At 60.0% G+C, this 19,349-nt stretch carries 19 protein-coding genes; 13 read left to right on the top strand and 6 right to left on the bottom strand.

Features of this window, described 5'->3' with window-relative positions; genetic code table 11:
* Positions 1-42 precede the first annotated feature (42 nt).
* The 7 genes from KO492_RS07175 to KO492_RS07145 all read left to right on the top strand — a co-directional run bounded on the left by KO492_RS07175 (position 43) and on the right by KO492_RS07145 (position 6,053).
* Positions 43-1,317 carry a cation:proton antiporter gene (locus KO492_RS07175; RefSeq protein ID WP_216044306.1) on the top strand — a complete coding sequence of 425 codons (1,275 nt, stop codon included), beginning with the start codon at positions 43-45 and terminating at the stop codon, positions 1,315-1,317.
* A gap of 124 nt (positions 1,318-1,441) precedes the next feature.
* Positions 1,442-1,852, top strand: a complete 411-nt coding sequence (locus KO492_RS07170) for a Fur family transcriptional regulator (protein ID WP_216044305.1) — start codon at positions 1,442-1,444, stop codon at positions 1,850-1,852.
* Positions 1,853-1,953: 101 nt separating this feature from the next.
* On the top strand, positions 1,954-2,832 hold the full coding sequence (locus tag KO492_RS07165; RefSeq protein ID WP_216044304.1) for a DMT family transporter: 879 nt from the start codon (positions 1,954-1,956) through the stop codon (positions 2,830-2,832).
* 110 nt (positions 2,833-2,942) lie between these two features.
* Positions 2,943-4,220 (top strand): phosphopyruvate hydratase, encoded by a 1,278-nt coding sequence (gene eno / locus KO492_RS07160; RefSeq protein ID WP_066604821.1) that lies wholly within the window; start codon positions 2,943-2,945, stop codon positions 4,218-4,220.
* 135 nt (positions 4,221-4,355) lie between these two features.
* The gene (locus tag KO492_RS07155) at positions 4,356-4,976 is read left to right on the top strand and encodes a GNAT family N-acetyltransferase (protein ID WP_216044303.1); all 621 of its coding nucleotides are present in this window, start codon (positions 4,356-4,358) and stop codon (positions 4,974-4,976) included.
* A gap of 37 nt (positions 4,977-5,013) precedes the next feature.
* Entirely contained in the window at positions 5,014-5,616 is a 603-nt protein-coding gene (locus KO492_RS07150) for a DUF2238 domain-containing protein (protein WP_216044302.1), read from the top strand.
* A gap of 5 nt (positions 5,617-5,621) precedes the next feature.
* Positions 5,622-6,053 carry a cupin domain-containing protein gene (locus tag KO492_RS07145; RefSeq protein ID WP_216044358.1) on the top strand — a complete coding sequence of 144 codons (432 nt, stop codon included), beginning with the start codon at positions 5,622-5,624 and terminating at the stop codon, positions 6,051-6,053.
* A 360-nt stretch (positions 6,054-6,413) separates the two neighbouring features.
* Here the strand turns inward: KO492_RS07145 and KO492_RS07140 are convergent, their stop codons facing one another.
* Positions 6,414-7,514, bottom strand: coding sequence for an anhydro-N-acetylmuramic acid kinase (locus KO492_RS07140; RefSeq protein WP_252735363.1), 1,101 nt, complete (start codon positions 7,512-7,514; stop codon positions 6,414-6,416).
* Positions 7,515-7,586: 72 nt separating this feature from the next.
* Between KO492_RS07140 and tyrS the strand changes: the two genes are divergently transcribed.
* Together tyrS and KO492_RS07130 are read left to right on the top strand one after the other, a co-directional pair.
* Positions 7,587-8,840, top strand: coding sequence for a tyrosine--tRNA ligase (gene tyrS, locus KO492_RS07135; RefSeq protein ID WP_252735361.1), 1,254 nt, complete (start codon positions 7,587-7,589; stop codon positions 8,838-8,840).
* A gap of 210 nt (positions 8,841-9,050) precedes the next feature.
* Positions 9,051-9,899 carry a hypothetical protein gene (locus tag KO492_RS07130; RefSeq protein WP_216044300.1) on the top strand — a complete coding sequence of 283 codons (849 nt, stop codon included), beginning with the start codon at positions 9,051-9,053 and terminating at the stop codon, positions 9,897-9,899.
* A gap of 86 nt (positions 9,900-9,985) precedes the next feature.
* Here KO492_RS07130 and KO492_RS07125 read toward each other — a convergent pair whose 3' ends face one another.
* Positions 9,986-10,546, bottom strand: coding sequence for a peptidylprolyl isomerase (locus tag KO492_RS07125; protein WP_216044299.1), 561 nt, complete (start codon positions 10,544-10,546; stop codon positions 9,986-9,988).
* Positions 10,536-11,045, bottom strand: a complete 510-nt coding sequence (locus KO492_RS07120; RefSeq protein ID WP_216044298.1) for a peptidylprolyl isomerase — start codon at positions 11,043-11,045, stop codon at positions 10,536-10,538. The genes KO492_RS07125 and KO492_RS07120 overlap by 11 nt, the downstream gene beginning before the upstream one ends.
* A gap of 192 nt (positions 11,046-11,237) precedes the next feature.
* On the opposite strand from KO492_RS07120, the gene KO492_RS07115 reads away from it, so the two are divergent.
* Both KO492_RS07115 and KO492_RS07110 read left to right on the top strand, forming a co-directional pair.
* Complete coding sequence (locus KO492_RS07115; protein ID WP_216044297.1) at positions 11,238-12,425, top strand: phosphoglycerate kinase; 1,188 nt, start codon at positions 11,238-11,240, stop codon at positions 12,423-12,425.
* Positions 12,426-12,726: 301 nt separating this feature from the next.
* Positions 12,727-13,620 carry a fructose bisphosphate aldolase gene (locus KO492_RS07110; protein ID WP_216044296.1) on the top strand — a complete coding sequence of 298 codons (894 nt, stop codon included), beginning with the start codon at positions 12,727-12,729 and terminating at the stop codon, positions 13,618-13,620.
* Positions 13,621-13,715: 95 nt separating this feature from the next.
* Here the strand turns inward: KO492_RS07110 and KO492_RS07105 are convergent, their stop codons facing one another.
* The gene (locus KO492_RS07105; protein WP_216044295.1) at positions 13,716-14,618 is read right to left on the bottom strand and encodes a TIGR01459 family HAD-type hydrolase; all 903 of its coding nucleotides are present in this window, start codon (positions 14,616-14,618) and stop codon (positions 13,716-13,718) included.
* Positions 14,619-14,885: 267 nt separating this feature from the next.
* Between KO492_RS07105 and KO492_RS07100 the strand changes: the two genes are divergently transcribed.
* Complete coding sequence (locus KO492_RS07100) at positions 14,886-15,836, top strand: XdhC family protein (protein WP_216044294.1); 951 nt, start codon at positions 14,886-14,888, stop codon at positions 15,834-15,836.
* Entirely contained in the window at positions 15,836-16,423 is a 588-nt protein-coding gene (locus KO492_RS07095; protein WP_216044293.1) for a nucleotidyltransferase family protein, read from the top strand. The genes KO492_RS07100 and KO492_RS07095 overlap by 1 nt, the downstream gene beginning before the upstream one ends.
* Positions 16,424-16,570: 147 nt before the next feature.
* Here the strand turns inward: KO492_RS07095 and KO492_RS07090 are convergent, their stop codons facing one another.
* On the bottom strand, positions 16,571-18,883 hold the full coding sequence (locus KO492_RS07090) for a xanthine dehydrogenase family protein molybdopterin-binding subunit (protein ID WP_252735359.1): 2,313 nt from the start codon (positions 18,881-18,883) through the stop codon (positions 16,571-16,573).
* Positions 18,876-19,349 (bottom strand): (2Fe-2S)-binding protein, encoded by a 474-nt coding sequence (locus KO492_RS07085; RefSeq protein WP_066604851.1) that lies wholly within the window; start codon positions 19,347-19,349, stop codon positions 18,876-18,878. Before KO492_RS07085 ends, KO492_RS07090 begins: the two co-directional genes overlap by 8 nt.

Here is a 19,349-nt window from a genome sequence, read left to right as displayed (position 1 = left end):
GCCTGAGTAAACCCGTGGCAAGACCACATGTAAGGGCTCCCGATGACACTTCTACAGATCACCTCGCTTCTGATCGTTCTGGCCGGCGCGTTCGGAGCAATCAATTACCTGTTTCTCCGCCTGCCCTCCTCCATCGGCATTCTTGTTGTCGCGCTCATAGCCTCGCTCTCCGTGATCGGGCTGGATGCCATCTACCCCGCCTCTCTGGTCGAAGAGACAATCCGCGCCGAAGTCCTCGCCATTGATTTCTCCGATGCGCTTCTGGAGGGCATGTTGGGATTGCTGCTCTTTGCGGGGGCATTGCATGTGAAGGTGTCCGATCTGAAGGCCGAATGGCGGCCTGTGTTTCTTATGGCCACCCTCGGCGTGGCGCTCTCCACCGCAGTTGTCGGCACGGGGTTCAGCTGGATGACGGGTATGCCCCTGATGATCGCGCTGACCTTCGGGGCGCTCATCTCCCCCACCGATCCGGTTGCCGTTCTGGGCGTGTTGCGGCAGGCCTCTTTGCCCAAGAGCCTCGAAACCAAGATCGCGGGAGAAAGCCTGTTCAATGACGGGGTCGGCTATGTGGTCTATCTCGTGCTCGTCGGACTGGCATTTTCCTCAAGCGGGCATGGCGATATGGCAGACGCCCATGACGCCACAAGCACCGTGGAAAGCGCGCTGATGCTCTTTGCGCAGGAGGCCTTGGGCGGCGCGGCGCTTGGCATTGTGCTCGGGTGGCTAACTTTCCGCGTGATGCGGCTGATTGACGACTATGCGCTCGAAGTGCTCATCACCTTGGGGTTGGCCTTCGGCGGCTATGAACTGGCCGTGGCGCTTCATGTCTCGGCCCCGATCATGGCTGTCTGCGCAGGGCTTCTGATCGGTGATGTCGGGTCGAAATACGGCATGTCCGAAGAAACCCGCCGCTATGTCGATGCCTTCTGGAAGATGATCGACGAGATTCTCAACGCCATTCTGTTCCTGATGATCGGGTTCGAGGTCTTTGCCGTCGCCTTCGACACCTCCTCCATCATCGCCGGTCTCATGGCCATCGTGCTTGCACTGATCGCGCGCCTGACCGCCGTGGCGATTCCTGTGTTGATGCTGCGCCCCTTCCGCAACTTCAGCAAAGGCACCATCCCGATCATGACATGGGGCGGCCTCAAGGGCGGGATTTCCGTGGCGCTGGCGCTCTCCCTACCCGATGGCGAATGGAAACCTCTGATCCTGACCGCGACCTATATCGTCGTGGTCTTCTCGATCATCGTACAAGGGCTCACGGTTGCCCCGCTGGCCAAACGTGTCGGGCGCGAACCGGGGCTTGATGTATGACGCATCCCTTCGCCTTTGACCTAAGGTCCCGACACAGACTTTTGCGAGTTGTTCGCAAAAGCGGGCTGGACCAATCCGGTGCGTTTTTCTACCTTGAAGCCGAACACGACGGCCCGGAGCCCTTATGACTGATACGATCCTATCGCGCTGCGAGGCCAAGGGCCTGCGCCTGACCGAACAACGGCGGATCATTGCCTCCGTTCTCGAAGAGGCTGTGGATCATCCTGACGCCGAAGAACTATATGCCCGCGCCTCGGCCAAGGATCCCAACATCTCTCTGGCAACGGTCTATCGCACGGTGAAGCTCTTTGAAGAGCGAGGCATTCTCGAAAAGCTGGAATTCGGCGACGGGCGGGCGCGCTACGAGGCAGCCGACAGGGAGCATCACGACCACTTGATCGACATGGACACGGGCCGTGTGATCGAATTTGTCGACCCCGAGATCGAAGCGCTTCAGGAAAAGATCGCGGACCGTCTGGGGTTTGATCTGAAAGGTCACCGGCTTGAACTTTACGGGGTGCGCAAGAAGAGCTGAGTGCTTTCGCGCTCCCCCGTCTGCGTCTTTGCTCTTGTCACAAGACTTGCCGGACCACGGCGGGCAAGGATAGGTCTGCTAAAAAACAGTGCGGACAATCCATGTACAATTTGCGCGCCATTTTCATGATCATCGGCTCCATGGCATTTTTCACCGTGGAGGATATGTTTGTCAAATATCTCTCCGGCTTCCTGCCGGTCACTCAGGTGCTTCTGGCGGTTTCCATCGGCGGCACGCTGACCTTTCTGACCTGGGCCCTTGTGCGGAGGGATGCAATCTTTGTGCCGCGCAACTGGCGGCCCGTGATCCTGTTGCGCGCCTCGACCGAAGCGGTCGCCTCGATCTCTTTTGTCACCGCGCTTTCACTGGTCGATATTTCCACGGTCGGCGCGGTGTTCCAGTCCATGCCCCTCGTCGTCACACTGGGGGCGGCCCTCTTTCTGGGTGAACGTGTCGGCTGGCGTCGCTGGAGCGCGATTGCCGTAGGATTTGTCGGCGTTCTAATGATCATCCGGCCCGGTCTCTCGGCATTTGATCCACAAGTGCTCTGGGTTCTGGTCACTGTAGCCGCCGTGGCCACCCGTGACCTGATGACGCGGGTCATGGATGCGGCGGTGCCCTCCTCTGTCGTCTCGTTTCAAGCCTTCCTGGCCATAGTCCCCGCCGCCACTCTGGCGCTTTGGCTCTCAGATAGCAGCCCCCTGCCCTTCACCCTGCCGCTACTCGCCATGACCGGCATGGCCATCGCCTCCGGTGTGCTGGGCTATACGCTCATCGTAGCCGGAATGCGTCTGGGGGATGCGTCAGCGGTCACCCCGTTCCGCTACACCCGCCTCGTCTTTACCATGATCGGCGGCATGCTGGTCTTTGGCGAACGGCCCGACCTGATGACCTATCTCGGCTCGGCCGTCATCATTGCCTCCGGCCTCTACACGTTTTTGCGCGAACGCAAGCTGGCGCGGCAATCGGTCCGGGGCTGAAACAACTGTTCTGCGCACTGTTAGCGTATGGGTTGTTGACCTGACCGCCCCGGCTGGTATCAAGCCTTTGACTGGCCCGCCAATCTAACTTTGCAAAGGGACGTAAAGCCATGAGCACCATCATCGACATCATCGGCCGTGAAATTCTCGACAGCCGCGGCAATCCGACCGTGGAAGTGGACGTCATTCTGGAAGACGGCACCATGGGCCGCGCGGCCGTGCCCTCCGGCGCATCCACCGGCGCACATGAAGCCGTCGAAAAGCGTGACGGGGACAAATCCCGCTACATGGGCAAAGGCGTGCTCGAAGCCGTCGCCGCCGTGAACGGTGAAATCTGTGAAGCCCTCGTCGGCATGGACGCCACCGAACAGGAAGCCCTCGACGCCGTGATGATCGAACTCGACGGCACCCCTAACAAAGGCCGCCTCGGCGCCAACGCCATTCTCGGCGTTTCGCTGGCCGCAGCCAAAGCCGCTGCCGATTACTCCGCCCTGCCGCTTTACCGCTATGTCGGCGGCTCCAGCGCCCGCATTCTCCCCGTGCCGATGATGAATATCATCAACGGCGGCGAACATGCCGACAACCCGATCGACTTTCAGGAATTCATGATCATGCCCGTCTCGGCATCGAATGTGAAAGAAGCGATCCGTATGGGCTCCGAAGTGTTCCATACGCTGAAAAAAGAACTCTCCGCTGCAGGCTACAACACCGGCATCGGTGACGAAGGCGGCTTTGCCCCGAACATCTCGTCCACCCGCGAGGCGCTGGACTTCGTGCTGAAATCCATCGAGAAAGCCGGTTACAAACCGGGCGAAGACATCTTCCTCGCGCTCGACTGCGCCTCGACCGAATATTTCGAAGGCGGCAAATACGAGATGAAGGGCGAAGGCAAATCGCTCACCTCCGAGGAAAACGCCGACTACCTCGTCGCCCTGTGCAACGACTACCCGATCATCTCGATCGAAGACGGCATGGCCGAAGACGACTGGGCCGGTTGGAAACTCCTGACCGAGAAACTCGGCGACAAGGTGCAGCTTGTGGGCGACGACCTCTTCGTGACCAACCCCGAGCGTCTGGCCTCCGGCATCGAGCAAGGCGTGGCCAACTCCATGCTCGTCAAGGTGAACCAGATCGGCTCGCTCTCCGAGACCCTCAAAGCCGTCGATATGGCCCACCGCGCGCGCTACACCAACGTGATGTCGCACCGCTCCGGCGAAACCGAAGACGCCACGATTGCCGATCTCGCAGTCGCCACCAACTGCGGCCAGATCAAAACCGGCTCCATGTCGCGCTCTGACCGTATGGCAAAATACAACCAGCTGATCCGCATCGAGGAACAACTGGGCGCAACGGCGGAATATGCCGGAACGTCGATCCTGAAAAAGTAAGACAGGCGGCGGCTCTGCCCGCTTGACCGAAACTGGAAAGCCCTGCCATTTTGGCGGGGCTTTTTGTTAAACCCAATATTCTCCACCAAGAACAAGTTCTTTTCTTTCCCCGACCATTCTGACTAATCTCCCGACATGACCAACACCACGCCCCTCCCCGCGCCGCTTCCTGACGGCATCCATGAGTTGCCGGCGGGCAAGCTCGCCGCTGTTGTCACCTATCTCGAAATGTTCACCCGCCCCGCCCCGCGTCCTGCGCCGGAGCAGCCGGAGTTGACGCTGGTTCGTCACGAGGCCCCTGATCTCGACTGGTATCGGGCGCTCTATCGTCGTGTGGGCGAGGACTGGCTCTGGTTTTCACGGCTCTACATGGAGGAGGCCGCGCTTGCAGCGATCCTCACCCATCCGGATGTGGAGGTCTATTCGGTGCGCAAAGGCGGTGTTGATCTCGGGATTCTGGAACTGGATTTCCGCGATGCCGAGAACACGGAACTGGCGTTTTTCGGGCTGCATGAGAGCCTGATCGGCGGCGGCACCGGGCGGTGGTTGATGGAACAGGCGCTGGACAAGGCCTTTGCGCATGACATCAAACGCCTGTTCGTGCACACCTGCACGCTGGACAGCCCGCAGGCGCTGCCCTTCTATATCCGGTCGGGTTTCACCCCCTACGGGCGCGCCATCGAGGTGATGGATGATCCGCGCGTGGCCGGTGCCCTCCCCAAAAGCGCCGCGCCGCATATCCCGTTGATCGGGTAATCGCCCGCCCGCATGTCGCGCAAAAGAGGAGACCATAATGAGCCGGATCACCCCCGCAGAGCAGCGTGTCGGTCTTTTCACCGCCGCCTATGTCATCGGCTTTGCCCTGTGGTTCTTTGCCATCGGGAATTTCGAATTTATCTTCTATGTCGCAACCCTGCTCGTTCTGGTGGGGCTCATCGCCATCAGCCTGCGCAAAGCGGAGTACCCGCCGCGCCTGTTATGGGCGCTCTCGCTTTGGGGGCTGATGCATATGGCGGGTGGCGGCGTGCCTGTGAACGGGTCGGTGCTCTACACGTTGCAACTGGTCCCGATCCTCAGCGACGGGGAGATGAGCCTTCTGAAATACGACCAAGTGGTGCATTTCTACGGCTTCGGCGTCTCGGCATGGCTGTTGTGGCACATCATGACCCACAGCTTTCCCGTTCTGAAAGGCACGAAAACCGCTTTTGTCCTGCCGGTTCTGGGCGCGATGGGCTTGGGCGCGCTCAACGAGGTCATCGAATTCACCGCCGTGCTGATGCTCCCAGACACGAATGTCGGCGGCTATATCAACACCGGTCTTGATCTGGTGTTCAACGCGGCGGGGGCGCTTTGTGCCATGTGGCTTGTCACCTCGCGCGAAAAGGAGACCTCATGACCGATATGACCGCAGACGAAATCATCGCCCATCTGAACCTCGCGCCCCATCCAGAAGGCGGGCATTACCGCCAGACATGGGTGGCAGACGCCTCCGGCGACCAGCGTCCTGCGGGCACCTGCATCTACTTCCTGCTCAAAGCCGGAGAGCGCAGCCACTGGCATCGCGTTGATGCGACCGAAATCTGGCACTACTACGCTGGCGCGCCGCTGGTGCTTTCCATTGCCGAAACAGACAAGGGGCCTGCCCGCGCCGTGACCCTCGGACCCGATCTGCAAGCCGGAGAGAACCCGCAAGCGATTGCCCCCACAGGCCATTGGCAGGCGGCCCGCAGCACCGGAGACTGGACTTTGGTCGGCTGCACAGTGTCTCCGGGGTTCCGGTTCGAGGGATTCGAACTGGCTCCTGCAGGGTTCGAGATTCCGTCTGAGAGCTGACTTTCTGCCCCGAAAAGTGAAAAACTCGCTATTTCTGCGCATTTACGGGGAAAACTCTCGCGCCTTTCCCCGTAAAGCGGGGCCAATGGTAAGGTTTTCCGCACTAGCGCCAAACTGACGTTAGGTTAAGCTGGGGGTGTTAATCAGTATCGGGGGGGGAATGCTGTCAGCATATGTTCCCGTTTTACCGAGTGAGAAGAGACCGGGGGTCCTGCATCACGCACTCTCCCGGTTTCGGTTCCTCTCCCACTTTGCCAGTCGCCATTGATCTGCCATCCGCTTTGACGCCCGAACGTCCCTTGCGGATTGCCAGCAAATCTTCCGGACAAACCACTTACCACAAATGGCGAAAGGTCAGCTTCAGGCTGTCGGACGAGACACACGCCCGCCGCCAATGGCCGCACGCACACCGGTGGTGGACGGAGACGAGGTCGGCAGTCCCCGCAGGACACGCACAGCGAGATAGGCAAAGGCCTGCGCCTCCAGCATATCGCCATCCAGACCCACCTCTTCGACAGGCGCGACGGGGCAATCCACGCCTGCGGCAATCATGGCCATGAGCGTTGCATTATGTCGCCCGCCCCCTGTGACATAGAGCGCAACGGGTGCGGTGGGGCAATGTTCCATCGCACGCGCCACCGAGGCGGCAGCAAAAGCGGTCAGCGTCGCGGCAGCATCGGCGTCGGACAGGCCTGACACCGCGTCCAGAACATCATGAAAATCGTTTCTGTCCAGTGATTTGGGCGGCATTTTGTAGAAAAATGAATGATCCAGCCCCTTGGCGACAACCTCCATATCCGGCTGACCTGCGGCGGCCAGAGCGCCATCCCGATCATAGCTCTCCCCCCGCCGTGCGCGCATCAGGTCATTGACCGGCGCATTGGCAGGCCCCGTGTCGAAGGCCAGCAAGGCATCCGGCGCGGCAGGGTCTGCAACACGCGGGTCCACCCATGTGAGATTGCCCACGCCGCCAAGGTTGAGAAAGGCAACTGGCCCCGTAGCTCCGATATAGCGCGCAAGCGCATGGTGATAGAACGGCGCCAAGGGGGCACCCTGCCCGCCCATTTCCACATCCGTCGAGCGGAAATCCCAGACCACGGGCACAGATGTCACTTCGGCCAGAACCGACCCGTCGCCGGCCTGATAGGTCCGTCGTTCATGTGGCGCATGGGCCAGAGTCTGACCGTGAAAGCCGATCAACTCGAACCCGTCCAGTTCAGACAAGGCCTCGGCATGGGCGGTCTCGATAAGTTCCGTCAAAGGCTCGGAGGCCTGCCATGTCCCAAGCTCGGCGCGAAACATGGCCTGTTCAGCCTCGCTATAGGCCCGAAACGCCGTATCGCCAAAACCGCAGACACTCACGCCGTCGGTTTTCAACAGCGCCACATCCACCCCGTCCAGAGATGTTCCGGACATACATCCAGCGACCCAAATCGGCGCTGTCTTACTCTTACCGCTCATCACACTCTTTCCCTTTGGTGCTCGCCCCGATATATCAGGCTGCGCTGACCCTTTGAACGGAAAATGTGACAGATGACATACCATCCCAAATCGGACTTTCTCCGCGTGATCATCGAACGCGGTTTCCTTGCGGATTGCACCAATCTGCAAGAGCTCGACGAAGCCCTGAACAAAGGGATGGTCACCGCCTATATCGGCTATGATGCCACGGCAAAATCCCTGCATGTCGGGCATTTGCTCAACATCATGCTGCTGCGCTGGTTCCAGAAAACCGGCAACAAGCCGATTACCCTCATGGGCGGCGGCACCACGAAAGTGGGCGATCCGTCCTTCCGCTCCGACGAGCGCCCGCTTTTGTCGCCCGCGCAAATCGACGACAACATAGACGGGATGCAAAAGGTCTTTGCCCGCTATCTCGACTACAAGGACGACGCCAACGGCGCGTTGATGCGCAACAATGCCGAATGGCTCGACGAATTGAACTACCTCGATTTCCTGCGCGACATCGGGCGGTATTTCTCCGTCAACCGGATGCTGTCCTTTGAATCCGTGAAATCACGGCTGGATCGCGAGCAATCGCTCTCCTTCCTCGAATTCAACTACATGATTCTTCAGGCCTATGACTTTTTGGAACTGAACCGCCGCTACGGCTGTCTGTTGCAGATGGGCGGCTCAGATCAGTGGGGCAATATCGTCAACGGGATCGACCTGACGCGCCGCGTGCTGGACAATGAAATCTACGGGCTGACAACGCCGCTGCTGACCACATCGGACGGGCGCAAGATGGGCAAAAGTCAGGGCGGAGCCATCTGGCTCAATGCGGACATGCTTAGCCCTTACGAATTCTGGCAGTTCTGGCGCAACACCACGGATGCCGACACAGGCCGTTTCCTCAAGCTCTACACAGAGCTTCCGGTGGAGGAATGCGACCGTCTGGGCGCGCTGGAAGGCTCCGAGATCAACGAAGCAAAGATCATTCTCGCCAATGAAGTCACCACGCTGCTGCATGGGGCCGAAGCGGCCAAAGCCGCCGAAGCCACAGCGCGCGAGGTCTTCGAGAAAGGCGGCGTGGGCGATGACCTTCCGACCGTTGAACTCTCCGCCTCCGACATTGGTGACGGCATCTCTATCGTTCAGCTGTTCGTCAAATCCGGTCTCGCCGACAGCGGCAAGGCAGCAAAACGCCTCTTTGCCGATGGCGGGGCCAAGGTGAATGACGCGGACCACAAGGATGCGGGCCTGCTGGTCACGCCGGAGATGCTCAAAGAGCCGATGAAGCTCTCGGCGGGCAAAAAACGCCATGCCTTGGTGGTCTGTAAAGACTGATCCTGATCCGAGATGAAACAAAGTCGCGCATTAAAGCGTTTCTCAAAAACTTGAGGCACTCAATTTTTGAGAAGCGCAGCAACATCAATGCAGTGTGGAAACGCTTTTCGCTCAATCTGATTCGGATTAAACGAGAAACGCTTTAACTGCGCGGTTTTGTGATATTTGTGTCATGGATTTTTTCCCGACTTTTCTGCAAAATACGCTGATATGAAACGACTCGCCCTCCTCACACTCCTTTTGACAGGAACCGCCCCCGCCCTGCACGCCGAGCCATGGCTCACCGGCGACGGCTGGATTGCGCTTGGCACCTCGACGGTTGAGAGCGAAGACCTCTGGTTTGGTGGCGACGGCACATGGCGGACCAACTGGGACGGTTTGGGCCTCAGCTTCGGGGCTTTCGGCACCTTGGGGCGGGAGCATGAAACCTATGCCGCGCTAAGCTACAGCCTTGGCTCTACACGCTATGAAATCGGCAATCCCCGCCCCGCCTACGACCAGTTCGCGCGCCCGCTCCTGTCCGATGTGATGCTGACCGAAGCCTTACAGCGCACCGATACCGGTTACAGCCGCCTGACAGACGGGACCATCACACAGGACAACTACCTGCCCGCAGGTGCCAGCTATCAGCGCAGCGACATGGCCACCTCCCTCCATTACGTCGATGACTATGACACGGCGGTTCTGGGGCTTGGCGGCGGTTGGCACATGGGAGACTGGCGCGTGGAAGCCGCACTTGAATATGTCGATGGTGACAGTTCCGATGCCAATGCCAAGCTGCAAGGCCGTTACATGCTCGGGGCCGGCGAAATGTCCGGCACGCTGTCTTACAACGAGGCCAATGACGCCCCTGCCGCGATGGAACTGGCCTATCGCCATCCGCTCACGAACACGATTTCCATGACAGAGCTGGTCTCCGTGCCCTTCGAGGAACCGGAAGACGGGCTGGCCCTTGTGGGCGCGAATATCTATCTGCGCGGGGAGACCTCTCTGGATGTCTCCGGCGGATATGGCGCAGGGGACGGGCTGGCCTCCGCCGCGCTGCGCTTTGAATTCTAAAACGCACACAATGCGTTAGACGGACAGCAAAAAGGGCGCTCCAAAGCGCCCTTTCTTTATGAATAGCCTCAAGCCTCGTGCGAAGCTCAGTCCGTGACAGAAACTTTCGCCATCACATCCGGCTCACCGATCACAGCGCCATTGGGCCCCGTGCCGCGTTTGATCGCATTGACCACATCCATGCCCTCGGTGACCTTGCCGACGACCGTATACTGGCCGTTCAGATGCGGTGCGGGGGCAAACATGATGAAGAACTGGCTGTTGGCCGAATCCGGATTCTGGCTCCGCGCCATACCGACGACACCGGCATCAAAGGGCTGATCGGAAAACTCGGCTTTCAGATCCGGCTCGGAAGAGCCGCCGCGTCCGGCCATCTGCATGGAGAACTCCGCCGCGCCCATCTTGCCATATTGCACATCACCCGTCTGGGCCATGAACCCGTCAATCACACGGTGAAAGACGACATTGTCATAAGCGCCTTCACTTGCGAGTTTGGTGATCTGCTCAACATGGCCCGGGGCCACGTCCTCGAAAAGGTCGATATGCACGGTGCCATTGGCCTCGCCTTTGACCTCGATATCAAGCCCCGCGGCAAAGGCCGGAGCCGCCGCCAGCGCAGCAATCAGTGTCAGCGTTTTACGCAACATCGGCAGCCACCTTCATGGAGATCATCGCATCAGGATACATCGGCGGTTCACCGCGGGTGATCTTGTCCACATGCTCCATTCCGGAGATCACACGCCCGTAGACCGTATACTGGCGGTTCAGGAAATGGTTGTCGGAGAAGTTGATGAAGAACTGCGAATTGGCGGAATCGGGGTTTTGCGACCGCGCCGCGCCGATGGTGCCGCGATCATGCGGGATGCCCGAAAATTCCGCCGGAACATTCGGCAGGTCGGAGCCGCCCGTGCCTGCACGACGCAATTCGAAGTCCTTGTTCTGGTTGCCGAATTTCACATCACCGGTCTGCGCCATGAACCCGTCGATCACGCGGTGGAATACAACCCCGTCATAGGCACCTGCGCGGGCCAGTTCCTTCATCCGCTCGCAATGTTTCGGCGCGATGTCGGGCATGAGTTCGATCACAACTTCGCCGCTTTCCAGCGTGAGGATGATTGTGTTTTCGGGATCTTTGATGTCGGCCATGACTGCCTCCTCGGGGTCATAAAAAGGGTCGAAATTTTGCCCAGTTTAATGTGCCCCACCGGTAAGGGAAAGGGCGATCTCGCAGCATCCGCGCGGATTGGCCCTGATGCGTCCTCACGCCTGTTGACGAAGCGGTGAGGAGAGGTCAAACAAGGGTAAGATGCCAAACCCTCCCTGAAAGGACCGATTGCTATGGCTTGGAAAACCCTCGATGATATGGAGCTCTCCGGCAAAGTGGTGCTGACCCGTGTGGACATCAACGTGCCCGTGGCCGATGGCAAAGTGACCGACGCCACCCGGATCGAACGGATCAAGCCCACGATCGACGACATTCTTGCCAAAGGCGGCAAGCCGGTTCTTCTGGCGCATTTCGGGCGTCCCAAGGGACAGGTTGTGCCGGAGATGAGCCTCGGACTGATCAAGGACACCGTGGCCGAGGTTCTCGGCGTGCCGGTCAAATTTGCGACCGATTGTATCGGCAGCCCCGCGAAAGAGGCCGTGGCAGCTTTGCAACCGGGCGAGGTTCTGCTTTTGGAAAACACCCGTTTCCACAAGGGCGAGACCGACAATGACGGGCAATTCGCCGCCTCACTGGCCGCGCTTGGCGATGTCTATGTCAATGACGCCTTCTCCGCCGCGCACCGTGCCCACGGCTCGACCGAGGGCGTGGCCAAGCTCCTGCCCTCCTGCGCAGGGCGTTTGATGCAGGCCGAGCTTTCCGCGCTTGAAGCTGCGCTTTCCACCCCCACCCGTCCGGTCGTGGCCGTTGTGGGCGGTGCGAAAGTCTCGACCAAGCTTGATCTGCTGGGCAATCTCGTGCGCAAGGTCGATTACCTTGTCATCGGTGGCGGCATGGCCAACACATTCCTCGCCGCAGAGGGCGTGGATGTGGGCAAATCCCTGTGCGAACACGATCTGGCCGACACGGCACGCGAGATCATCAAGAAAGCCGACGAGGCCGGTTGCGAGATCGTTCTGCCCATCGATGTGGTCGTGGCGCGCGAATTCAAAGCCAATGCTGCCAATGAAGTCCTTCCGGTGATCGAATGTCCCGAAGACGCGATGATCTTTGATGCCGGCCCGAAATCCGTGGCGCGGATCAACGAGATTCTGGACGACGCCAAAACCGTCATCATGAACGGACCTTTGGGGGTCTTCGAACTGGAACCTTTCGGCGCGGGCACCTTTGCCATGCTCGAAAAAATTGCGGAACAGACCAATGCAGGCGCCTTGGTCTCCGTCGCGGGCGGTGGCGACACGGTCTCGGCGATCAATGCCTCCGGCCATGCCAAGGATTTCACCTATATCTCGACGGCGGGCGGAGCCTTCCTCGAATGGATGGAAGGCAAGGAATTGCCCGGCGTGGTCGCCCTCGGCTAACGCCTTTCGCACGCGCGGTTCAACGCACACACACAAACACTTACAGGAAAACACTCACAGGCCCGCTCCTCCGGCGGGCCTTTTCTTTGCCACCCTCACGCCCCCCCTGTCGCGTATACCGGATATGCGCGGCCCCCTTGCTCTGGATCAATCCTTTGCCTGCATAAGTCGCGTAATCTGAACTCATTGCAACCCGTGAGCGCTACCAAGATTGCGAGCACGCGCCGGGCAAGGTAACTCGGTTGTGAAATCCCCAAAGCCCTCGCTGCCGAGGGACGATTTGAGCCAAAAGAGGAATGAGATGTCTATTCAGGAAATGACCGCCAAAATGGGCGAAGGCCAAGGCTTTATCGCAGCACTAGACCAATCGGGCGGCTCGACGCCCAAGGCGCTCAAACTCTACGGCGTGGATGAGAGCGAATATTCGGGCGAGGCCGAAATGTTCGACATGGTCCACGCCATGCGCTCGCGCATCATGCAGTCGCCCGCTTTCACCGGCGACAAGGTCATTGGCGCAATCCTTTTCGAAATGACCATGGACCGCGAAGTGGGCGGCAAGCCGACCTCCCTGTTTTTGTGGGAAGAAAAAGGCATCGTGCCGTTCCTCAAAATCGACAAGGGTCTGGACGCCGAAGCCAATGGCGTTCAACTGATGAAACCGATCCCCGGTCTCGACGACCTTCTGGCCCGTGCCGCCAAGCTCAAGGTTTTCGGCACCAAGGAGCGCTCGGTCATCAATGCCGCCAATGCGCAAGGCATCAAAGCCATTGTGGACCAGCAATTCGAAATCGGTGAACAGGTGATCAAGGCCGGTCTCATGCCGATCCTTGAGCCGGAAGTGACCATCACCATCGCGGACAAGGCCGAGGCCGAAGCCATCCTGCGCGACGAGATCCTCAAACATCTCGATGCGATGGACGACAGCAAACAGGTGATGCTGAAGCTCTCCCTGCCGAGCGAGCCGAATTTCTACAAGCCGCTGGTCGATCACCCGCGTGTGTTGAAAGTCGTGGCGCTGTCCGGTGGCTACCGCCGCGATGAAGCCAATGCGCTTTTGTCGAAAAACACCGGCATCATCGCCTCTTTCTCCCGCGCACTGTCCGAAGGGCTGAACGCCAAACAGTCAGACGCGGAATTTGACGCCACCCTGCAAGCCGCCGTGGACAGCATCCACGCCGCCTCGATCGCAGGCTGATCCGATCCGGAACCAAAGCAACGGGGGCATCCTTTCGGGTGCCCCTTTGTCGTAGACGCCAAACAACCTCCCCCGCCGCTTCACCGCAACAGACCTCAGGTCGTCGCAACGATCCAGTCGGGTCGGATTCCACTTCGGGAAATATAGAGCGCCACGTCATGACCACGGAACAACCCGTGGTCGGTGATCAGAATCGTGCCAATCCCCGCACTTGCCCCGCCCAGAACATCCGTATGCAACGTATCGCCCACCATCGCGATACGGTGACGGGGCACGTCCTTGAGCCGCGCTAAAGCCGTGTCAAACGCATTGCCGAAGGGCTTGCCAAAAAACGCCGCCTTTTGACCGGTCCGCTCGGTGACATCATGGGCAACCAACCCCGGCTCGAAGGACAAGCCCTCCTCACGCGGGGCGACAAGATCGGGATTGGCCACAACCAACGGCCTTGGCCGCGCCAGAAGCGCCTGTGTCAAAGCCTCCGTATCCGATTGGGACCAGCGCGCACTGGACAGCAGGAGAAATCCCCCTGCGCTGTGCAAAAGCTCCGGATGCTCCGCCAGATGCTCGATCCGCGCCGCGTCATCCGCATCGTTGAAATCGTCACCTTCAGCGGCGGCGGCGGCCCAGACCTTTCCGCCCGCCAACTGCGGCAGAGCCGCGAAAGCCACGTCACGGCTCGACACCACCTCAGAGGCGGAAAAGTCAAAGCCCAGCCGATGATATTTCGCCAAGACCGCCTGACGAGTATAGCTGGCCGCGTTGGTGAGAACCACCAGTCGCTTGCCCGCCGCCCGTAGATCGGCCATGCGCTCGACCGCACCGGCTATGGCAGTTTCGCCGCGATTGAGCACCCCGAAAGCATCCAGAATATAGGCGTCGAAATCCTCGACCGTATCGGCCAGACTGTGCCCCGCACGCGATTGCTGTGCAAACTCCGCCTCCGGCAAGACCGCCCGAACGCTTTCATACCGGTGAAATGCCCAATCCGTATCAATCATCCGCGCTCGCCCCGCTCAACTCGCCTGCTCATTTGGTTTCGCCCCCGCCGTACTCACAAGATCGCAGACGGCAGGCGCACGAGGGCCGACATATGCGGCCATCCCCTGTGTTCAAAGGGATTTCTTGTGCAAGCGTTAAGAAATCGCCTCTCCAACTGCCGCAAACTCGGGCATTCTCTGCCACGAGGTCACGGGTTTTCTGCCGGTTCACAGACAATTATGCCACCCAACTCTTGCCCCCGAACACAGGCGCGTTAAACCCGTCTCATGATTACAATTCGCGCATTCGACTTCCCGCTCTCGCAAGCCCTCACCCATGCCACAAGCGCCGCCCAATCAGACAGGCCCGCCTGTGTGCTGGCCATGATCGGGGGGGCCGCCGGACCGTCCTTCCGTCCGGTCGGGGCGAGCATGTTTGTCATGGAGGACGGCACCTGTTTCGGCGGGCTGTCGTCCGGCTGTATCGACGGGGATGTCGCGCATCATGCGGCGCAGGTGCTCAAGGACCGCAAGCCGCGCAAACTGCGTTACGGTCAGGGATCACCCTTTATGGATATTCAACTGCCCTGCGGCGGGTCGTTGGATATTTTCCTCCTGCCCATTGACGACATCACCCGCTTACGCGCCGTGTCCCGAAGCATCTCAGAGCGGCAACCCGTCACACTGTCCCTCGATATGGAGCACGGCGGGATCGAAACCGTAGAAAGCGAAGAAGATCAAAGTGTTGCGCTGCATGTCCTGCCGGACACCCGTTTCGTCGTTCTGGGCGCAGGCACGGAAGCCTCCGCCTTTGCCGCTATGGCAACCTCCGCCAGATATGATGCGGTTCTGGTCTCCCCCGACAGCGACACGCTGGACGCGGCGCGGCATGCCATTCCGAGCCTGCACACGCGACACATCACCCAAGCCACCCTGCCCCCTGACGTTGCAATTGATGCGCATACGGCGGTGACGCTGTTTTTTCACAACCATAGCTGGGAGCCGGATATTCTCTTGAATATCCTTGCCTCTCCGGCTTTCTACATCGGCGCACAAGGCAGTTTGCGCACCGCGAATGCACGGATTGAAACGCTGCGCGCGGCAGGTGTGGGTGAGGCCGAACTGGCGCGGATCAAAGGGCCCATCGGCCTGATCCGCTCGACCCGAGATCCGCGCACCTTGGCCGTGTCGGTGCTGGCCGAAGTTCTATCTTGTGAAACCCCACAAGGACAGAACTGATGCGAGTCGGGCTTGTTCTGGCCGCCGGACAGTCGCGGCGTTTCGGGGCCGAGGACAAGCTATTGGCCCCCCTGCATGGACGGCCCTTGTGTTCCTATGCCTTCGAGACCGTGGCCTCGCTTGATCTGGATCGGTGCTTTGCCTGTGTGCGCAGCGATGCTGTCGCGGAGATTGCTCAGGCGTCGGGGCTGGACGTGCTGCGCGTGGAGGGTCAACCGCAGCAGAGCGACAGCCTGCGCGGGGGGCTGAAGGCGGCACAGGACTGTGGTGCGACGCAGGTGCTTGTCACGCTCGCGGACATGCCCTTTGTGCCCGCGACACATATGGCCGACCTGTTCGACATGGCAGGACATGACGCGGCGGCGAGCAGCTTCGACACCCAAAGATTGCCCCCTGCGGTATTTCCCGCATCCCGTTTTGCAGAGCTTTTGGCCTTAACCGGCGATAAGGGCGCATGGCGTGTGATCCAAACCTTGCCCGAGCCGCAAATCCTGACTTTGCCCGCACAGGCCTTTTTGGACATAGACACGGTTGCTGATCTGGAGAGGTTTGATCGGGAAATGAAAGACCTAAAAACAACGCCCTAATAATGCGTTACATGGTATTATTAATGTAAAGCTTGATGCCGGAAATCCGGCAATATCAATACACGTTCTGATAACGTCAGTATACAACCCCAGTCAAATCCGGAGCATCCCGAAGAGACGCTGCACGCGCCCCTTCGGGAAAGTCATTTACGCCTTGAGGCCAGCCAGAACGGCCTCGGGCGTGATCGGCAGGTGACGCAGGCGCGCACCAACAGCGTTGTAGATCGCATTGCCGATGGCAGGCGCGACCACGGTCGTGGCAGGCTCCCCTAGCCCGACAGGCACTTCGCTGCTTTCGATGAACTCCACATCCATATCCGGCGTATCGATCATGCGCAGCGGCGTATAGGTGTCGAGGTTGCGGTCACGCACGTTTCCGGCCTCGATTTCGGTGCCCTCGTAGAGCGCCATAGAGAGGCCCCAAAGCGCGGCCCCCTGAGTTTGCGCCAAGGCACCGTCCGGATCGACGATGATGCCGGCATCCACCACGAGATGAAGCTTTTCGACCGTGACCTGTCCGGTTGCGCGATCCACTTTGACCCGCGCGGCACAGGCTCCCCATGTGGGCATGTCGCGCTCCTGACCGAAGCTGGTCGCAAGCCCGATGCCGGTGTTCTCCGGAAGATCGCTCCCCCAGCCCGCCAGTTCTGCGGCACGTTGCAGCACAGCGGCCTGACGCTTTGCGCCACCGACTGCGTTGGGGGCAGAGCCCGCATTGCGGCCTTCTGCGGTCAACAGGCTCAGACGGAAGTCCAGCGGATCACGGCCCAGCTTGTGCGCCGCTTCATCCATGAAGCTTTCCAGCGCCCAGTTCGTCCAGCCCGGTCCGACCGAGCGCAACCAACCGGGACGGAAGGTCGTGTTCGCCAGATCATTGGAAATCGCCCGCACCTTTTGCGCACCAACCGCATACCAGTGATCCGCACCGGCAATGGCGAAGGGATCATAGGGTTCACCATTGGTCCCCTTCGGCATGAAGGACGGCACCATGACCTCGGTCGGCCAACCCGCCGTGGCGTGATGCTCCATCCCGATCACGGTGTTATCCGCATCAAAAGCCATTTTCAAAGCCTGCACCGACGAAGACCGCGGGCTGTCAAACAGCACGTCTTCGGGGCGCATCATCACCATTTTGACGGGTTTGCCGCCCAGTGCTTTGGACGCAAGTGCCACAGGCACGGCGTAATCCCCGTTCAGACGCCGGCCGAAACCGCCGCCCAACATATAGGTGCGCATGACGATCTCGTCCGCAGACACACCAAGCGCCGCTTGCAAACTCGGCAGGATCAGGGATTGCCACTGGTTGCCCGTGTGGATTTCCCAGACCCCATCCTCGTTTTGAAACGCCGTGGCGTTAAGCGGCTCAAGCTGGAAGTGCAGCACGGTAGAGGTGGTGTATTCCGCCGAAATCTGGTCGACCGCCGCCTCGAAAACCGGCGCGGTGTCGCTGTTACCTGTGTCCAGAATCGAGCCTTTGCTCTCATCGGCAATCAAGGCACGCCCGTGGTCCTGAATTTGCGCCTCGTCCACATCAGCCGTCGGTCCGGCTTTCCATGTGACTTTGACCTTATCAGCGGCCCGTTGTGCCGCCATGAAGGTTTCGCCAATGACCATCACCCAGCCGGGCACCGTGCCGGACGGATCATCCAGCGTCAGCGTCTGGAGATAACCTTTCACGGATTTCGCCGCGCTGTCATCCACCGAAACCACCGTGGAGCCGATCCGCGTCGGCGGCAGAAGCGGTGCGGCATAGACCATGCCGTCGATCTTTGCATCAATGCCATATACGGTCTTGCCCGTGGTTTTGTTGGCAATATCGAGCGCGGTGACATCCTTGCCCACCAGACGCAATTCGGAGGCGGGCTTGAGCGGGAGCGCCTTGAGTTCGTCTTCGGTGAAGCTGCGGGTGATACCTTCGGAGACAAGCTCGGCATAGCTGACGGAGCGGTCGCCGGAGATCACGCGACTGTCCTGCGTCGTGCATTCGGAGGGGGACACACCCCATTTGGCCGCAGCCGCTTCGATCAGAGCCATGCGCCCCGCTGCGCCCGCCTGACGATAGACCGGCCAGCTTTGCCACACGGACCAGCTTCCGCCCGTGACCATCAGGCCCCATTTGGCGGCACTGTCGACATGGGTGATCGAGACATCTTCCCACGCCACATCCAGTTCGTCGGCCAGAATACGGGCAATAGCGGTCCCGACATGCTGCCCCATTTCGGCGCGGATGATGTTGACGTTCACCTTGCCCTCGGCATCAATCGCATACCAGAGCGAGGGTTCATAAACGGCACCAGCAGGAGACGCAGGCACGCCATCGGGCGCTGCCGGATCCATCGCGGCCAGACCGGCACGCGGAAAGCCGAAAGCGGCACCGGCTGCGGTCATGGACACAAGAAACCCGCGACGGGTCATCTCGGCTGTGGCTTCACCACGCGGCGGGAGTTTGAGCTTAGCCATTGGATGCGGCCTCCTTCATAGCGGTTGCCGCGTCACGGACAGCTTCGCGAATACGGGTATAGGTCATGCAGCGGCACAGGTTGCCGGTCATCACCGCGTCGATGTCATCATCCGTCGGCTCGGGAATATCCTGCAAAAGCGCTGCGGCCTGCATGATCTGCCCTGACTGGCAATAGCCACATTGCGGAACACGCAGCTCGCGCCATGCGGTTTGCACGGGATGCGCGCCTTCAGGATCAAGCCCTTCGATCGTAGTGATCTCGGCCCCTGCGACAGCGGAAACCGGCGTCACACAAGAGCGCGTCGCACGTCCCCCGACATGCACGGTGCAAGCCCCGCACATCCCGATGCCGCAGCCGAATTTCGTCCCTTGCAGGCCGATTTCATCGCGGATCACCCACAGAAGCGGCGTGTCGTCTTCGACATCCACCTCGATCACTTTGCCGTTTATTGTAAAACTTGTCAT

The sequence above is a fragment of the Celeribacter halophilus genome, assembly GCF_018860305.1.
In the GTDB taxonomy this organism is placed as follows: domain Bacteria; phylum Pseudomonadota; class Alphaproteobacteria; order Rhodobacterales; family Rhodobacteraceae; genus Celeribacter; species Celeribacter halophilus_A.
Note: the sequence above shows the minus strand (reverse complement) of the source record. Positions and strands in the feature narration are given on the sequence as shown.

Excerpts from the sequence above, each read along its gene's own strand:
- KO492_RS07120 (WP_216044298.1), bottom strand. The coding sequence starts at position 11,045 with ATGGCCGACATCAAAGATCCCGAAAACACAATCATCCTCACGCTGGAA.
- KO492_RS07115 (WP_216044297.1), top strand. The coding sequence starts at position 11,238 with ATGGCTTGGAAAACCCTCGATGATATGGAGCTCTCCGGCAAAGTGGTG.
- KO492_RS07100 (WP_216044294.1), top strand. The coding sequence starts at position 14,886 with ATGATTACAATTCGCGCATTCGACTTCCCGCTCTCGCAAGCCCTCACC.
- KO492_RS07165 (WP_216044304.1), top strand. The coding sequence starts at position 1,954 with ATGTACAATTTGCGCGCCATTTTCATGATCATCGGCTCCATGGCATTT.
- KO492_RS07090 (WP_252735359.1), bottom strand. The coding sequence starts at position 18,883 with ATGGCTAAGCTCAAACTCCCGCCGCGTGGTGAAGCCACAGCCGAGATG.
- KO492_RS07175 (WP_216044306.1), top strand. The coding sequence starts at position 43 with ATGACACTTCTACAGATCACCTCGCTTCTGATCGTTCTGGCCGGCGCG.
- KO492_RS07085 (WP_066604851.1), bottom strand. The coding sequence starts at position 19,349 with ATGACAAGTTTTACAATAAACGGCAAAGTGATCGAGGTGGATGTCGAA.
- KO492_RS07095 (WP_216044293.1), top strand. The coding sequence starts at position 15,836 with ATGCGAGTCGGGCTTGTTCTGGCCGCCGGACAGTCGCGGCGTTTCGGG.
- KO492_RS07155 (WP_216044303.1), top strand. The coding sequence starts at position 4,356 with ATGACCAACACCACGCCCCTCCCCGCGCCGCTTCCTGACGGCATCCAT.
- KO492_RS07125 (WP_216044299.1), bottom strand. The coding sequence starts at position 10,546 with ATGTTGCGTAAAACGCTGACACTGATTGCTGCGCTGGCGGCGGCTCCG.
- KO492_RS07150 (WP_216044302.1), top strand. The coding sequence starts at position 5,014 with ATGAGCCGGATCACCCCCGCAGAGCAGCGTGTCGGTCTTTTCACCGCC.
- KO492_RS07170 (WP_216044305.1), top strand. The coding sequence starts at position 1,442 with ATGACTGATACGATCCTATCGCGCTGCGAGGCCAAGGGCCTGCGCCTG.
- KO492_RS07145 (WP_216044358.1), top strand. The coding sequence starts at position 5,622 with ATGACCGCAGACGAAATCATCGCCCATCTGAACCTCGCGCCCCATCCA.
- KO492_RS07110 (WP_216044296.1), top strand. The coding sequence starts at position 12,727 with ATGTCTATTCAGGAAATGACCGCCAAAATGGGCGAAGGCCAAGGCTTT.
- KO492_RS07140 (WP_252735363.1), bottom strand. The coding sequence starts at position 7,514 with ATGAGCGGTAAGAGTAAGACAGCGCCGATTTGGGTCGCTGGATGTATG.
- KO492_RS07105 (WP_216044295.1), bottom strand. The coding sequence starts at position 14,618 with ATGATTGATACGGATTGGGCATTTCACCGGTATGAAAGCGTTCGGGCG.
- KO492_RS07130 (WP_216044300.1), top strand. The coding sequence starts at position 9,051 with ATGAAACGACTCGCCCTCCTCACACTCCTTTTGACAGGAACCGCCCCC.
- eno (WP_066604821.1), top strand. The coding sequence starts at position 2,943 with ATGAGCACCATCATCGACATCATCGGCCGTGAAATTCTCGACAGCCGC.
- tyrS (WP_252735361.1), top strand. The coding sequence starts at position 7,587 with ATGACATACCATCCCAAATCGGACTTTCTCCGCGTGATCATCGAACGC.